Origin of the sequence: Paracoccus sp. (in: a-proteobacteria), assembly GCF_030538695.1 — a bacterium.
Classification (GTDB): domain Bacteria; phylum Pseudomonadota; class Alphaproteobacteria; order Rhodobacterales; family Rhodobacteraceae; genus Paracoccus.
On record NZ_JAUNTN010000002.1, the window covers coordinates 144,850 to 159,752 of the forward strand.

Consider the following 14,903-nt stretch of genomic DNA (forward strand, 5'->3'; position numbering starts at 1 on the left):
ATGCGGTTATGTCACAAGCGCGGGCCGCCCGTCCATGGGGTCCACGGACGGGCGGGCGGTTCAGGGATGCGCGGCCTGCCATGCGCGTGGGTTTGATAGGAAAGATTCGACCTCGCGCAGAGTCTCGCGGTCAAAGGCTTCTTGCGCGCGGGCCTCGGCCAGAACGTCCCACCAAGTGCAAAGGTGGTGCAGGCGGACGCCATGCGCGGCCAGCCGCTCGGTGGTTTCGGGGAAAATGCCGTAATAGAAAATCACCGCCGTATGCGCACAGGTCGCGCCGGTGTCCCGAATTGCATCGACAAAGGACAGTTTGCTACCGCCGTCTGTTGTCAGATCTTCGACCAGCAGCACACGCTGGCCCTCGGTCATGTCGCCCTCGATTCGGGCGTTGCGACCGTAACCCTTTGGTTTCTTACGCACATAGGTCATCGGCAGGCCAAGGCGCTCGGCCATCAGCGCGGCAAAGGGGATGCCTGCGGTTTCACCGCCCGCGATATTGTCGAACGCCTCGAAGCCTGCGTCACGCAGCACCGTCGCGGCCAGAAAATCCATCAGGGTGCTGCGGATGCGCGGATAGGAAATCAGTTTGCGGCAGTCGATATAGGTCGGCCCCTTCAGCCCCGAGGCATAGGTGTAAGGCTCGGCGGCGTTGAAATGTACAGCCTTGATTTCCAAGAGGGCGCGGGCGGTCAGTCGCGCCATTTCCTGCGCGGTGGGATAGGGCAGGCTCATGCGTCCTCCAGATGCCAGAAAAGCGGGAAGCCGGGGTCAAAGACGGTCACAGTTTCGTCCCCGGCGGTGATCTGCGTCGGATAGGCGGCGGGTGTGTCGCGGCGGGTCAGGGTGATGTGATCCGCGTTCGGGGCGACGCGATAGAACGCGGCGCCATGCAGGCTGGTAAAGCCCTCCAGCCGGTCCAAAGCACTTTCTTCCTCAAAGACTTGCGCCAGAATCGACATGGTGTTCGGCGCGGTAAAGCAGCCCGCGCAGCCGCAGGGTTGCAGCTTGGCGCTGTCAGGATGCGGGGCGCTGTCGGTGCCAAGGAAAAACGTCGGGTCGCCGCTGACGGCCGCCGCACGCAGCGCCAGCCGGTGCGTCTCGCGCTTGGCCACGGGCAGGCAGTAATAATGCGGGCGAATACCGCCAGCCAGAATAGCGTTTCGGTTAATCACCAGATGATGTGTGGTGATCGTTGCCGCCAGATCAGGCTCGCCAGTGCGTGCATAATCGGCGCCTTCCTTGGTGGTGATATGTTCCATGACCACACGCAGGCCGGGCGTGGCACGGCGGATCGGGTCAAGAATACGGTCGATAAAGACGGCCTCGCGGTCGAAAATATCGACTTCGGGATCGGTGACTTCGCCATGCACACACAGCGGCAGGCCGGAGTCAGCCATCGCTTCCAGCACGCCGCGCACCTTATCGAAGTCCTTGACCCCGCTTGCAGAATTGGTGGTCGCCCCCGCCGGATACAGCTTGACAGCAGCAATCAGCCCTTCGGCCTGCGCCGCCATCACATCGGCGGGATCCGTCGTTTCGGTCAGATACAGCGTCATCAGCGGTTTCAGTGCCGCGTCTTTGGGCAATGCGGCGCGGATGCGGTCCCGATAGGCGCGGGCCTGATCGCCGGTCACAACGGGCGGCACCAGATTGGGCATCACGATTGCGTGACCGTATGCGGCGGAATGTCGCGCGACGGCGTTAAGCATCGTGCCGTCCCGCAGGTGCAGGTGCCAGTCGTCGGGGCGGAGGATCTTTAGCGATTTGTTCATGGGTTGACTTTATACAGGGGCCGCCGCGCGTTTCCAGAGGTGAAGTGCCGCAAGGTCGCTCTGGTCGTCGGGGGCGGTTGATGCGAAAGACGCCGTTTAGTCAGGAAAGTGGCTGATGACAAAACAATCTGGATATCTGGGTCAGCCCTTTGCGGACCCTTTCGGCTTGACGAATGTGCCGGTGATTTGGGCCGAAATGGCGCGTATCGGTCTGGAATCGCAAATGGTGATCGGGTTGCGCGTGGCCGGAATGATGGGTTTTCTGCCCCATTCTCCGGCGGAATCGCGGCGCATGGTGCGTGAAAAGCATGATGCTGCCGGGCAATCCCTGACAGCGGTGTATCGTGCCGCCACGGATGGCAAAAGCGTCGATCAGATCATGTCGGCGGCACTGAAACCCTATCGTCGCCGCACACGGGAAAATGCCCGTCGCCTGACCCAAAACGCAATTCGCGCACATTAACCATTCGCATTGAAAAGGCCGCCCAAAGAGGCGGCCTTTGTGATTCTGACAGCTCAGATCAGCTTGCCCATGGCCACAGCGGTGTCGCTCATCCGGTTCGAGAAGCCCCATTCATTGTCATACCAAGTCAGGATGCGGACCAGTTTGCCTTCCATGACCTTGGTTTGGTCCATGTGGAACACAGACGAATGGGGGTCGTGGTTGAAGTCGGTCGAGACCAGCTTTTCCTCGGTATAGCCAAGGATGCCCTTCATCGGACCGTCCGCCGCGGCCTTGATTGCGGCGTTGATTTCCTCAACCGAGGTGTCGCGCGCAGCCTCGAACACCAGATCGACGACCGAGACATTCGGGGTCGGCACGCGAATCGCCACGCCGTCCAGTTTGCCTTTCAGTTCGGGCAGAACCAGACCCACGGCCTTCGCCGCACCCGTCGAGGTCGGGATCATCGACAGTGCAGCGGCACGGGCGCGATACAGATCTTTGTGCATCGTATCCAGCGTCGGCTGATCGCCGGTATAGCTGTGGATGGTGGTCATAAAGCCGCGGGTGATGCCAACGGTGTCGTTCAGCACCTTGGCGACCGGCGACAGGCAGTTCGTCGTGCAAGAGGCGTTCGACACAACGAGGTCCGCAGCGGTCAGCGTATCGTCGTTCACACCGAACACGATGGTCTTGTCGGCATTGTCGCCGGGGGCCGAGATCAGCACGCGCTTGGCACCGGTGGACAGGTGGGGCTGGACCTTTTCCTTGCTGGTGAAGATGCCGGTGCATTCCATGATGACATCGACATCGCCCCAGGGCAGTTCTGCCGGGTTGCGAATCGCGGTGACTTTGATCGGGCCACGGCCAACGTCGATCGAATCGCCGGTAACGGTGACGGTCGCCGGAAAGCGGCCATGAACCGAGTCATAGCGCAGCAGATGAGCGTTGGTCTCGACCGGGCCAAGGTCGTTGATCGCCACGACTTCGATATCGGTGCGACCGGATTCAATGATCGCACGCAGGACGTTGCGGCCGATCCGGCCAAAACCATTAATTGCCACTTTCACAGTCATCGCAGAACTCCTTGGCTTGTGGTTGGCGGCTTTATCGCGCCATTTGTGCCTGATTGCAAAGGTCATGCCGGGCTTTTGACAATGTTAGCGCCACAAGGTCGCAGCAAGAAGACAGGATCAGCGCCAGAACGCGACCCAGTTAATCAGATCCGCCACCTTTTTACCCAGAAAAATCAGGTTCTGCCCGCCTGTCAGGATCATATCGGCAACGGTCAGCACGATGACCAAAAGAGCCAGCGCAAATGCAATGCTGTTGGTCATGGCAGGGCCTCTGTTGCGAAACTGCGGCTCTTTTAGGGCAAACATCTGGTTCGGGAAAGCTGGTTCAGGCGGTTTTCATGCTGATCTGCGCCTCCTCCTCGCTGGCTTCGCCAGCAATCAGGAACAACTCGCCCGCGTCCTCCATGCTGCGGATACGGTTAATAATGTCGCTCATGGCGTCTTCTGCATCCTTGCGCGACAGTTTGCCAAGCTCTGAGATTTCCTCTTGCAGCGCACCGGCCATGCGTGAGCCAAGGTTGCCAAGGATATAGTCCACCGTTGCTGTTTCTGCCCCGGTCGAGCCAGCCAGTGCTTTGACCAGTGCCTGTTGGTCACATTCCCGGATGACCCGTGGAATGTCGCGTGGGTCGATGCGCTGGGGAATGTTGATCCAGGTGAAGATCGCCTTGCGCACGTCGCGGGCGAAATCCGGGTCGTCCTCATCCAGCCCGGTCAGCACCGATTCGCGCATCCCGGCGGGCGAGAAGTTCAGGATCGCACCGACCTTTTCCACCGGCGCCCCTTCCAGTGCGGGGCGGGGCAACGCTTCGGCCGCCAGCACCAGCGCCCGCCCGATGCGGCGCAGCGCCTCGGACTGGACGCCGCCGGTCATCGACATGGCAAAACTGATGGCGCGGGCGCGTTGTTCCGGCAGGTGTTGCATGATTTCGGCTGCCTTGGGGACGGGCAGTTTAGAGAACATAACCGCGACGATCTCGGTCGCTTCGTTTTGTGCAAGCTGCACAAGCTGAGTCACAGGCATGGTACCGATGCGCAGCCAAGGGTCGCCACCACCATTCATCGCCGCCATGCGTCGCAGCCGGTCGGTGGTGTCGGGCGACAGCTTGTCACCGAGAATCGCCAGTGTGCCATCCATGTCGCCGGGAAAAGAAATGCCGATATTTTCCAGCATTTCACAGAACTCGGCCACAATGGAATCTCGGGTGGGGCGGTCCACCAGATCCATTTGCGCCATTTCGTCGGCCAGCCCGTCCTGCAACTCTGGGGGCAGGGTGTTCAGGTCGATTTCCCCGCCCTCGGCCAAAAGCAGCCGGACGATGACCGCGGCTTTCTGCCGCGGTGTCAGCATTGTGGTCAACATCTGCCTTCCCCGCATGATTCGTCGGGGTCAGAATGGCAGAAAGACGTTAACGCCCGGTTAGCGGGCGTCATTTTCTCCGAAAACACGCGCGAAAATCGTATCGACATGCTTGGTGTGATAACCAAGGTCGAATTTTTCCTCGATTTCCGCAGGCGAAAGCGCCGCCGTTACCTCGGCATCGGCCAGAAGCTCGGCTTTGAAATCTGCGCCCTGTTCCCAGACTTTCATCGCATTGCGTTGGACCAGACGGTAGGCATCCTCGCGCGAGACACCGGCCTGCGTCAGTGCCAGAAGAACCCGTTGAGACATGACAAGCCCTTTGAACTTGTTCATGTTTTTCAGCATGTTTTCGGGGTAGATCACCAGTTTGTCGATCACCCCTGCCAGACGGTTCAGGGCAAAATCCAGGGTGATAGTTGCATCGGGGGCGATGCCGCGTTCGACGCTGGAGTGGCTGATGTCACGCTCGTGCCAGAGCGCGACGTTTTCCATCGCCGGGATCACGGCCATGCGGACCAGACGTGCAAGGCCGGTCAGGTTTTCGGTCAGCACCGGATTGCGCTTATGCGGCATGGCCGAGGAACCCTTCTGGCCGGGGCTGAAATATTCCTCGGCCTCCAGCACTTCGGTGCGCTGCATGTGCCTGATTTCAATGGCGATATTCTCGATGCTGCTGGCGATGACGCCGAGTGTGGCAAAAAACATCGCGTGGCGGTCACGCGGGATCACCTGGGTGCTGATCGGTTCAGGGCGCAGGCCCATCTGGGCGCAGACATGCGCCTCGACCGCCGGATCAATATTGGCAAAGGTGCCAACCGCGCCGGAAATCGCGCCGGTAGCAATTTCCCAGCGAGCCTGTTCCAGCCGGTTCCGGTTGCGGTCCATTTCCGCGTAAAACCGCGCAAAAGTCAGGCCCATGGTGGTGGGTTCGGCGTGAATCCCGTGGCTGCGGCCGATGCGCACCGTGTCCTTATGTTCGTAAGCACGGCGCTTCAGCGCGGCCAGAACCTTGTCCATATCGGCCAGCAGCAGGTCGGCGGCGCGGACAAGCTGGACGTTCAGCGTGGTGTCCAGCACGTCCGAACTGGTCATGCCCTGATGAACGAAACGCGCCTCCTCGCTGCCGATATGTTCAGCCAGATGGGTCAGGAAGGCGATGACGTCGTGTTTGGTGACGGCTTCGATCTCGTCGATGCGGGCCACGTCGAATTGCACATCCCTGGCTTTCCAGACGGCCTCGGCATTGGCGCGTGGGATAACCCCAAGATCGGCTTGCGCGTCGCAGGCATGGGCCTCGATCTCATACCAGATGCGGAACTTGGTTTCCGGCGACCAGATGGCGGTCATTTCGGGGCGGGCATAGCGCGGGATCATGGGGGCCTCCTGTGGTTATCAGGGGTTTAGCGCCGGATTGGTAGGGCGGCAACCAAAACAGGCGCCCGAGGGCGCCTGTTGTGATCGTGGTTACTGCCTTAGCAGGAATAATACATCTGATATTCGATCGGGTGGGGGGTATGCTCATAGGCATAGACCTCCTCCCATTTCAGTTTCAGATAGCCGTCGATCTGGTCCTTGGTGAACACATCCCCGGCCAGCAGGAAGTCGTGATCGGCGGCCAGCGCCTCCAGCGCCTCGCGCAGCGAGCCGCAGACGGTCGGGATTTCGGCCAGTTCTTCCGGCGGCAGATCGTAAAGATCCTTATCCGAGGCGGGGCCGGGGTCGATCTTGTTTTTGATCCCGTCCAGACCGGCCATCAGCAGCGCGGCAAAGGCCAGATAGGGGTTCGCAGCCGGATCGGGGAAACGCGCCTCGACACGCTTGGCCTTGGGGCTTTCGGTCCACGGAATACGCACGCAACCCGAACGGTTCCGCGCCGAGTAAGCCCGCAGAACCGGCGCTTCAAACCCCGGAATCAGGCGTTTGTAGCTGTTGGTCGAGGGGTTGGTGAAGGCGTTCAGCGTCTTGGCGTGTTTCAGGATGCCGCCGATGAACCACAGCGCCTCTTGCGAAAGGTCGGCATATTTATCGCCTGCAAACAGCGGCTTGCCGTCTTTCCAGATCGACATATTGACGTGCATCCCGCTGCCGTTGTCGCCTTTCATCGGCTTGGGCATGAAGGTTGCGGATTTGCCATAGGCGTGGGCGACGTTGTGGATGACATATTTGTATTTCTGGATGTTGTCGGCCTGCTCAACCAGACCGCCAAAGATCATGCCGAGTTCGTGCTGACAGGTGGCGACCTCATGGTGGTGTTTGTCCACCTTGATGCCCATGCGCTTCATCGTGGACAGCATTTCGCCGCGAATGTCTTGCGCCTCGTCCACCGGGTTAACCGGGAAGTAGCCGCCCTTATGGCCAGCGCGGTGGCCGGTATTGCCCATTTCATATTCGGAATCGGTGTTCCAAGCAGCCGCGTCGGCGTCGATTTCATAGGCGACCTTTTGCGGGGTCACGGAATAACGCACGTCGTCGAACAGGAAGAACTCAGCCTCGGGGCCAAAATAAGCCGTGTCACCGACACCCGAGGATTTCAGGTAAGCCTCGGCCTTGGTGGCGGTGCCGCGCGGGTCACGGGCATAGGGTTCGCCGGTGTCAGGTTCGACCACGTTGCAATGCACGCAGAGGGTTTTTTCCGCATAGAACGGGTCGATATAAGCCGAAGCCGGGTCTGCGATCAGCTTCATGTCGGACTGGTCGATGGATTTCCAGCCAGCAATCGACGAACCGTCGAACATGAAGCCTTCTTCAAAGAAATCCTCATCGACCAGATCCGCGACCAGCGTCACATGCTGAAGTTTGCCTTTGGGGTCGGTAAAGCGGACATCGACGTATTCGACGTCTTCTTCCTTCATCAACTCCAAAACATCGTTGGCATTCATGATTCGTCCTTTCTGTGATGCCTGTATGGCACCATTCCGTTAAGAATTGGTTGAGAGCCGCCCGAAATCAGACGGCGTCATCGCCGGTTTCGCCGGTGCGGATGCGAATGGCTTGCTCCACCGGGCTGACGAAGATCTTGCCGTCACCGATTTTTTCGGTGCGGGCGGCGTTGATGATGGCCTCGACGGCCGCATCGACCTGATCGTCGGGCAGGACCATCTCGATTTTTACTTTCGGCAGGAAATCAACGACATATTCCGCGCCGCGATACAGTTCCGTATGGCCTTTTTGCCGACCGAAGCCTTTGACCTCGATCACCGACAGACCCTGAACGCCGACCTCTTGCAGCGCCTCTTTCACGTCGTCCAGTTTGAACGGCTTGATGATGGCTTCGACCTTTTTCATGGCAGTTCGATCCCTTGTGGCTTGCTTGAAACCTGATTGGCGGGTTTGATCGAAAGGGACAATGCGGGCTTGGTGAGGGGCCGCGTGGATAGGCAGAAAACCGGGATTTGTGCCTGAAACTTGATCTGTGTGATGAAAAAATGTGCAAAAAGAGTCTGGCCATCACTGAAATTGTGACTGCAGATCAGATGCGGGCGCTCGAAGCCAAGGTTATCAGTCTGCACCATGATGATGGTGTCGCTCTGATGGAACGTGCAGGTGCGGCCGTCGTGCAGGCGATTCTGGATGAGTGGCCGGAATATGCGACGCATAAGCATCTGCCATGGCGCGCCATGGTGCTGTGCGGGCCGGGCAATAATGGCGGCGACGGCTTTGTGATTGCGCGGTTGCTGCATGAGCGCGGCTGGGAAGTCTCGGTGCTGTTTTATGGCGAGGTCGAGCGCCTGCCCGCAGCGGCGGCTGCCAGCCATGCGCGTTGGGCAGAGGTCGGGACCGTTCTGCCGCTGAACCCGAAGGGGGCGTTTTTTCAGACCGACCTGCTGATTGATGCGCTGTTCGGGATTGGGCTGACCCGCTCTGTGGATGCTTTCGCCGGGCTGTTTCAGGATATGAATGAAGCATATTGTAATATGGTTCATGGCGAGTTGTCGCCGCAGATTGATCGGATCATTGCGGTGGATATTCCCAGTGGCTTGTCATCTGACAGCGGCCGCCCGCTGTTTCAGGACTGGTTTCCCGGTGCCGATCTGACGGTGACGTTTCACGGCCTCAAGCCGGGGCATGTCAACGGGGAGGGGCCACAACATTGCGGTAAAGTGGTGGTGGCGGATATCAGGATTGGCAGCGGTATCGCTGGCGCTGAGCTTTTGCGTAAAAGCCCCGACCAGCACAAATATAACCACGGCCATGCGCTGATTCTGGCCGGAGGTGTGGCGCAGGGCGGTGCGGCGCGGCTGGCGGCGCGGGCGGCGCTGCGGGTGGGCGCGGGGCTGGTGACGCTGGCCCCGCCCAAGGCCGCGCTGTTTGAACATGCTGGCCCGCCTGATGCGCTGATGCGGCGCGGGGTGGATGATGCCGGGGCGCTTTCGGCGCTGTTGACGGATGGGCGGATCAATGCGCTGTGCCTTGGTCCGGGGGCGGGGGTCGCGCGGGCAGAGGCGCTGCTGCCGGTGGTGCTGGCCTCGGGTCGGGCCGTGGTTCTGGATGCGGATGCGCTGACGGCGCTGACGGCGCTGGCGGGAATGGAGCTGGCGCTGCATGACCGCTGCGTGCTGACCCCGCATATGGGAGAGTTCACCCGCCTGTTCCCCGATCTGGCGGCGGATATGGACACCGGCCTGCCCCGGACCGAGGCGCTGCGCATGGCTGCTGCACGGGTCGGTGCTACGGTGCTGCTGAAAGGGGCTGATACGCTGATTGCCGCGCCCGATGGGAAAATGCTGGCGCATATGGGCCGCGATGTGCCTTGGCTGGCGACCGCCGGATCGGGCGATGTGCTGGCCGGAATCATCACCGGGCTGCTGGCGCGGGGGCTGTCGCCGCTGAGCGCCGCAGGCTATGGGGCTGCGCTGCACGCTGCTGCTGCGCGCCGCTTTGGCCCCGGTCTGATTGCAGATGATCTGCCTGAAATGCTGCCAGCGGTGTTTCGTGACATGAATCTGTGAAAAATCCTCTCGCACCCCGCGCCTGACCCTGCTATCACGGCGCGGATTTTCTGGCGGGCGTCCGGCCCGCCCGTTGACATATGCGGGTGTGGCGAAATTGGCAGACGCACCAGATTTAGGTTCTGGCGCCGCAAGGCGTGGGGGTTCAAGTCCCTCCACCCGCACCAAAATGGATGAAGGATTGAACATGCAGGTCACCGAAACCCTGAACGAAGGCCTCAAGCGCGGCTATCAGTTCACCCTGCCCGCCGCAGAGCTGGCAGCCGAGGTGGACAAGAAGCTGAAAGAGGTGCAGCCCGAAGTCGAACTGAAGGGCTTCCGCAAGGGCAAGGTGCCGATGGCCCTGCTGAAGAAGCAATTCGGCCCGCGCGTGTTGGGCGATGCGATGCAAGAGGCGATCGACGGCGCGCTGCGCAAGCACATGGAAGAATCGGGCGACCGCCCGGCCATGCAGCCCGATGTACAGATGGAAAACGGCGAGAACTGGAAAGAAGGCGACGACGTTGTGGTCAACGTCACCTATGAAAACCTGCCCGCGATTCCTGAGCTGGACGCCTCTGCCATCAAGCTGGAGCGCCTGACCGTCAAGGCTGAGGACGCCGCCGTTGACGAGGCGCTGGAAAACCTCGCCAAGAATGCGACCAATTACACCGACCGCAAGGCCGGCACCAAAGCCAAGAAAGACGATCAGGTCGTGATCGACTTCAAAGGCTTCGTGGATGGCGAGGCGTTCGAGGGTGGCGAAGCCAGCGAATACCCGCTGGTGCTTGGTTCGGGCAGCTTCATTCCGGGCTTTGAAGACCAGTTGATCGGCGCGAAGGCCGGTGATGAGGTCAAGGTCAACGTGACCTTCCCGGAAAACTACGGTGCGCCGAACCTCGCTGGGAAAGAGGCCGTGTTCGAATGTAAGGTCCACGCGGTCAAGGCTCCGAAACCGGCCGAGATCGACGATGAACTGGCCAAGAAATTCGGTGCCGAAGACCTCGACGCGCTGAAAGGCCAGATCCGTCAGCGGCTGGAAGCCGAATATCAGGGCGGCTCGCGCGCGGTTCTGAAACGCGCTCTGCTGGATCAACTGGACGGGCTGGTCAGCTTTGAACTGCCCGAATCGCTGGTCAAGGCTGAGGCGGCGCAAATCGCGCACCAGCTCTGGCACGAGGAAAACCCGGACGTTCACGACCATAACCACGGGCACGTTGAACCGACGGACGAACACAACAAGCTGGCCGAACGCCGCGTGCGTCTGGGCCTGCTGCTGGCTGAACTGGGTCAGAAAGCCGATGTTCAGGTGACGGATCAGGAAATGACCCAGGCGGTGATGATGGCCGCCCGTCAATATCCGGGTCAGGAGCGCGCTTTCTTTGAATTCGTCCAGCAAAACCCGCAGATGCAACAACAACTGCGCGCACCGATCTTCGAAGATAAAGTGATCGACCACATCGTCGAACAGGCGAAAGTAACCGAGAAAGAAGTCTCGAAAGAAGATCTCGAAAAAGCCATCGAGGCGCTGGACGAGCTGTAATCCACGCCCATCTCAAACGGAAAAGGCCGCGAGCGGATCGCGGCCTTTTTTATTTCCGGGGCATCTTTTGTCCCTAAATATCCCCGCCGGAGGCACCTGCCGGTGCTGCGGGTGCAAGGCTCAGTCTTTGCTGTCCGGCACCGGCAACCCGGCGCGTATCCGCACCTGCCGCTCGATTTCCGAGTTCACCTCGGCCCCGACCATCACTACGATAGCGGCAATCCACAGCCACATCATCAGGCCGATCGCCGCGCCAAGCGATCCATAGGTCTGATTGTAATTGGCGAAATTGGCCGCATACCACGAAAACAGCAGCGAGGCCGCGATCAGTCCGACGGATGCGATAAGCGCCCCCGGCGTGATCCATTGCCAAGTTGCATCATGCCGACTTGGTCCCCAGCGATACAGCACCGCCAGCGCCAGTATCAACGCCCCGAACATCAGCGGCCAGCGCAACCCTGTCACCGTGCCCCCGCCAAGCGGCAGATAGGACAGCATCAGCGGCAACACGGCCACCAGCCCGATCAGCGCGATAATCAGGCCAATCGCGCCGATGGTGAACAAAAACGCCACCAGATTCAGCTGGAAAAAGCCGCGCGTCTCAGGCTGGAACCACGCGATATTCAGCGCCTCCAGCAGCGCCTTGATCCCGCCCATGGCGCTGTAAAGTGCCAGCAGAATTGCAACCGCCCCGGCGGCGCTAAGGGCATTTTTCGGGGCGGCGGCAATGCTGTTAACCTGCCCTGAAATAATCTGCATCGCGCCTTCGGGCAGCAGATGCGACAGGCCCTGAAGATGGCTGTCGATGGTCATTGGATCGGCCAGCACGGCATAGATCGACACCAGCGCGGTAATTGCCGGAAACAGCGACAGCAGGCCGAAAAACGTCACGCCCCCGGCCACGGAAGTCACCCGGTCCTTGCTGATCGCGGCAAGGCTGCGCTTGCCGACGGCCAGCCAGTCGGTGCGGTCAAGCTGCCAGCCGGATTGCGGCCCGCCTGCGGATTCGATCTGTGCCTGCTCTTGCGTCCGCAGGTCCGGGGCAGGATCGTGCAGCAGGCCAAAGCGACGGCGGGTGTCGTCATCCAGCGGGCCGAAAATAGCGTCGCTGATCGAGCGGGGGCCGGACATCAGGCCGACCCGTTCCCGTCATCTCCGGGGCGGCGGTTATCACGTTGCTGCATCATGGCGCGGATCGAATCGGCGGTCTGGTTAAAGTCGCGGATGATCCCATCGGCATCGCGGGCGACTGCGCGGAACCCGGCCACCGCTCCGGCCAGCGAGCCGATCACACTGTTCAGCCCACCGGAAAGCTGCTGCGTGGTGCTGTTGACCTCGGACAGCAGAGACGGGCGCGGGCGGCGCTTGGGACGCGGCGCCTCATCCAAGAACCGCTGCGGCGCGGCGTGGCGCCGGGCTGTCTCCTGCGATCCAAAGCTCTGCGGTCGCTGCGGTTCACCGGCCAGCGCGTCCACAACCTTGCGCGCCGCCAGAATCCCGCCAGCGGTCAGTGCGGCCGCTGCAACCCCCATGCCGCCCCATACCAGCAGCTTCGAGGTCAGAGACGGGCGCGGCCAGACCCGGTCCCCACCGGGCGAGACATCGCCGCTGGGGATCACCCGCCGCGAGTCCAGCGTCGAGGGCCGGTAGGGCGAGGCAACATGGTGGTTGGGATGCGCAGGGCGTGGGCCAAAGCGGGTCTGGCTGGTCACGGCGGCATCCGTCAGGCGCGGGCGGTTATCATAGCGGTCATTCATCGGGCTTCCCTTTGTTCAAGGTGTTCGGGGATCAACACCGCCAGCCATAGGAATGTTCCGCTGATGAATGATAGCTGTTAGGCTGGCAGGACAGATAAGGGAAAACCAATGTCCCAAACCGGAAGCTGCGAATGTAGCGCTGTCACCTATCAGATTTCTGCTGCGCGGCTGCATGTTTATGCCTGCCATTGCCTGAACTGCCAGACCCGTAGCGGCAGCGCCTTTGCCGAACATGCGATGGTGGCGGCGGCGGTTCTCGACTGTCAGGGCGCAACCGTCAGCCGCACCCGCGCCGCGCATGGCATCAGCTTTGAAGAAGTCTTTTGCGCCACATGCTTTACCCGGCTGTTTAATTGCAACAGTGCCTTGCCGGATATGATCTTTCTGCGGGCTGGCACGCTGGCGGACAGCGCGGGGCTGCAACCGATGGCGCATATCTGGCTGCGGCGCAAACAGCCGTGGGTGGTATTGCCTGAGGGTGTCCCCGGCTTTGACGAATCACCCGCGCCGGAACAGTTTTATGCTGCGGTTCAGGCTGCTGAGGCGCGTTGAGCCATGAAAAAAACCGCGCCGGGATGCGGCGCGGTTTGCTTTTCGGCAGCAGAAGTGATTACACTTCCGGCTGATCGTCCTCATCATCGGCGGCACCGCCGATGTCGTCGAACAGTTCAGCGATTTCGAAATCGGCTTCGGCATCGGCCTCGGCGGCCAGATCCTGAATCGATTTACCCTGCGCTTGCAACTCGGCTTCTTCGGTCGAGCGGGCGATGTTCAGCACGATCTCGGCTTCGACCTCGGGGTGCAGGTGAACGGCAACGCCGTGCAGACCCAGTTCTTTGATCGGGGCGCCAAGCACGATCTGCTTGCGGTCCAGCGAGAAGCCGCCTTCGGTCGCCACATCGGCCACGTCGCGGGTGGTGACGGAACCGTAAAGCGCACCGGCGTCCGAGGCCGAGCGGATGATGACGAAGGTTTCGCCATTCAGCTTTTCGGCCAGCTTTTCGGCTTCGGCTTTGGTTTCGAGGTTGCGGGCCTCAAGCTGAGCTTTCTGGGCTTCGAATGCCTTGATGTTGGCTTCCGAGGCGCGCAGCGCCTTGCCTTGCGGCAGCAGGAAGTTACGGGCGTAACCTTCCTTGACGCTGACGACTTCGCCCATCTGGCCCAGTTTGGCCACACGTTCCAGCAGGATGACTTGCATGTGTCTGTCCCCTTACTTCACGGCATAGGGCAGCAGGGCGAGGAAGCGGGCGCGCTTGATGGCGCGGGCCAGCTCACGCTGCTTCTTGGCCGAGACGGCGGTGATGCGCGACGGCACGATCTTGCCGCGTTCGCTGATATAGCGTTGCAGCAGGCGCGTGTCTTTATAGTCGATTTTCGGCGCGTTCTCGCCCGAGAACGGGCAGACTTTGCGACGGCGGAAGAACGGTTTGTTAGCCATGTCGTGTCCTCCTTAGTCGCGGCGGCGGCGTTCGCCGCGCTCTTCGCGTTTCTGCATCTGAACCGAGGGGCCTTCCTCGTGTTCGTCCACGCGGACGGTCAGCACACGCATCACGTCTTCGTGCAGACGGGCCAGACGCTCCATTTCCTGAACGGCGGCCGAAGGCGCGTCCGAACGCAGAAAGGCGTAATGGCCCTTGCGGTTCTTGTTGATTTTATAGGCCAGGGTGCGGACACCCCAGTATTCCGATTCGACCACCTTGCCGCCGTTATCGGCCAGCACGGTCGAGAAATGTTCCATCAGCCCTTCGGCCTGCGTATTGGACAGGTCCTGGCGGGCGATCAGCACATGCTCATAAAGCGGCATGTCAGACCCTTTTCGTTTCAGGCGGGCTTCACAGGCGGGAAAACCCCTTCCGCGCCCCGCCACGAGAGGCTGCGCCGGTTTCGCAATATGCGGAAGGATGCAGCCTTATAGCCGGATTCGGCAGGATTGCAACGGCAATCGCGGAACGTGGCTTCTGAAAGATGAAGGGAACCGTTTCCGTCAGGCTTGCGTTATGCGCTGACAACCAAAGGAGTCCC

17 protein-coding genes and 1 tRNA gene are annotated in these 14,903 nt (G+C 60.8%); 5 read left to right on the top strand and 13 right to left on the bottom strand.

Annotation, left to right across the window (positions count from 1 at the left end):
* Positions 1-60: 60 nt before the first annotated feature.
* Together Q4G24_RS01750 and pyrC are read right to left on the bottom strand one after the other, a co-directional pair.
* A complete protein-coding gene (locus Q4G24_RS01750) occupies positions 61-732 on the bottom strand; it encodes an orotate phosphoribosyltransferase (RefSeq protein WP_303364776.1) in 672 nt (223 codons plus the stop codon).
* The gene (pyrC, locus tag Q4G24_RS01755) at positions 729-1,772 is read right to left on the bottom strand and encodes a dihydroorotase (protein ID WP_303364777.1); all 1,044 of its coding nucleotides are present in this window, start codon (positions 1,770-1,772) and stop codon (positions 729-731) included. The genes Q4G24_RS01750 and pyrC overlap by 4 nt, the downstream gene beginning before the upstream one ends.
* Before the next feature lie 115 nt (positions 1,773-1,887).
* Here pyrC and Q4G24_RS01760 point away from each other — a divergent pair, with 115 nt between their 5' ends.
* A complete protein-coding gene (locus tag Q4G24_RS01760) occupies positions 1,888-2,235 on the top strand; it encodes an antibiotic ABC transporter (protein ID WP_303364778.1) in 348 nt (115 codons plus the stop codon).
* A 53-nt stretch (positions 2,236-2,288) separates the two neighbouring features.
* On the opposite strand, the gene gap is transcribed toward Q4G24_RS01760, so the two are convergent.
* The 6 genes from gap to Q4G24_RS01790 form a co-directional block, all read right to left on the bottom strand.
* On the bottom strand, positions 2,289-3,290 hold the full coding sequence (gene gap / locus Q4G24_RS01765; protein ID WP_303364779.1) for a type I glyceraldehyde-3-phosphate dehydrogenase: 1,002 nt from the start codon (positions 3,288-3,290) through the stop codon (positions 2,289-2,291).
* A gap of 117 nt (positions 3,291-3,407) precedes the next feature.
* Positions 3,408-3,551 (bottom strand): hypothetical protein, encoded by a 144-nt coding sequence (locus Q4G24_RS01770; RefSeq protein WP_303364780.1) that lies wholly within the window; start codon positions 3,549-3,551, stop codon positions 3,408-3,410.
* A gap of 64 nt (positions 3,552-3,615) precedes the next feature.
* A complete protein-coding gene (locus tag Q4G24_RS01775; RefSeq protein ID WP_303364781.1) occupies positions 3,616-4,653 on the bottom strand; it encodes a flagellar motor switch protein FliG in 1,038 nt (345 codons plus the stop codon).
* Between the two features lie 57 nt (positions 4,654-4,710).
* Positions 4,711-6,027, bottom strand: a complete 1,317-nt coding sequence (gene purB, locus Q4G24_RS01780) for an adenylosuccinate lyase (protein WP_303364782.1) — start codon at positions 6,025-6,027, stop codon at positions 4,711-4,713.
* Positions 6,028-6,125: 98 nt separating this feature from the next.
* A complete protein-coding gene (gene glnA, locus Q4G24_RS01785) occupies positions 6,126-7,532 on the bottom strand; it encodes a type I glutamate--ammonia ligase (RefSeq protein WP_303364783.1) in 1,407 nt (468 codons plus the stop codon).
* Between the two features lie 67 nt (positions 7,533-7,599).
* Positions 7,600-7,938 (bottom strand): P-II family nitrogen regulator, encoded by a 339-nt coding sequence (locus Q4G24_RS01790; protein ID WP_303364784.1) that lies wholly within the window; start codon positions 7,936-7,938, stop codon positions 7,600-7,602.
* Between the two features lie 140 nt (positions 7,939-8,078).
* On the opposite strand from Q4G24_RS01790, the gene Q4G24_RS01795 reads away from it, so the two are divergent.
* The 3 genes from Q4G24_RS01795 (at position 8,079) to tig (ending at position 11,124) form a co-directional block, all read left to right on the top strand.
* The gene (locus tag Q4G24_RS01795; RefSeq protein WP_303364785.1) at positions 8,079-9,602 is read left to right on the top strand and encodes an NAD(P)H-hydrate dehydratase; all 1,524 of its coding nucleotides are present in this window, start codon (positions 8,079-8,081) and stop codon (positions 9,600-9,602) included.
* 82 nt (positions 9,603-9,684) lie between these two features.
* Positions 9,685-9,769, top strand: a tRNA-Leu gene (locus Q4G24_RS01800).
* A 20-nt stretch (positions 9,770-9,789) separates the two neighbouring features.
* Entirely contained in the window at positions 9,790-11,124 is a 1,335-nt protein-coding gene (gene tig / locus Q4G24_RS01805) for a trigger factor (protein WP_303364786.1), read from the top strand.
* A gap of 120 nt (positions 11,125-11,244) precedes the next feature.
* Here the strand turns inward: tig and Q4G24_RS01810 are convergent, their stop codons facing one another.
* Both Q4G24_RS01810 and Q4G24_RS01815 read right to left on the bottom strand, forming a co-directional pair.
* Positions 11,245-12,255 carry a YihY/virulence factor BrkB family protein gene (locus Q4G24_RS01810; protein ID WP_303364787.1) on the bottom strand — a complete coding sequence of 337 codons (1,011 nt, stop codon included), beginning with the start codon at positions 12,253-12,255 and terminating at the stop codon, positions 11,245-11,247.
* Positions 12,255-12,881 carry a hypothetical protein gene (locus Q4G24_RS01815; protein WP_303364788.1) on the bottom strand — a complete coding sequence of 209 codons (627 nt, stop codon included), beginning with the start codon at positions 12,879-12,881 and terminating at the stop codon, positions 12,255-12,257. The genes Q4G24_RS01810 and Q4G24_RS01815 overlap by 1 nt, the downstream gene beginning before the upstream one ends.
* 108 nt (positions 12,882-12,989) lie before the next feature.
* On the opposite strand from Q4G24_RS01815, the gene Q4G24_RS01820 reads away from it, so the two are divergent.
* Positions 12,990-13,433 carry a GFA family protein gene (locus Q4G24_RS01820; RefSeq protein WP_303364789.1) on the top strand — a complete coding sequence of 148 codons (444 nt, stop codon included), beginning with the start codon at positions 12,990-12,992 and terminating at the stop codon, positions 13,431-13,433.
* 58 nt (positions 13,434-13,491) lie between these two features.
* Here the strand turns inward: Q4G24_RS01820 and rplI are convergent, their stop codons facing one another.
* The 3 genes from rplI to rpsF are packed head-to-tail and all read right to left on the bottom strand — an operon-like array spanning position 13,492 to position 14,685.
* Entirely contained in the window at positions 13,492-14,079 is a 588-nt protein-coding gene (rplI, locus tag Q4G24_RS01825) for a 50S ribosomal protein L9 (RefSeq protein ID WP_303364790.1), read from the bottom strand.
* 12 nt (positions 14,080-14,091) lie between these two features.
* A complete protein-coding gene (gene rpsR, locus Q4G24_RS01830) occupies positions 14,092-14,319 on the bottom strand; it encodes a 30S ribosomal protein S18 (RefSeq protein WP_085867363.1) in 228 nt (75 codons plus the stop codon).
* 12 nt (positions 14,320-14,331) lie between these two features.
* Entirely contained in the window at positions 14,332-14,685 is a 354-nt protein-coding gene (gene rpsF / locus Q4G24_RS01835; RefSeq protein WP_303364791.1) for a 30S ribosomal protein S6, read from the bottom strand.
* Positions 14,686-14,903: the final 218 nt, after the last annotated feature.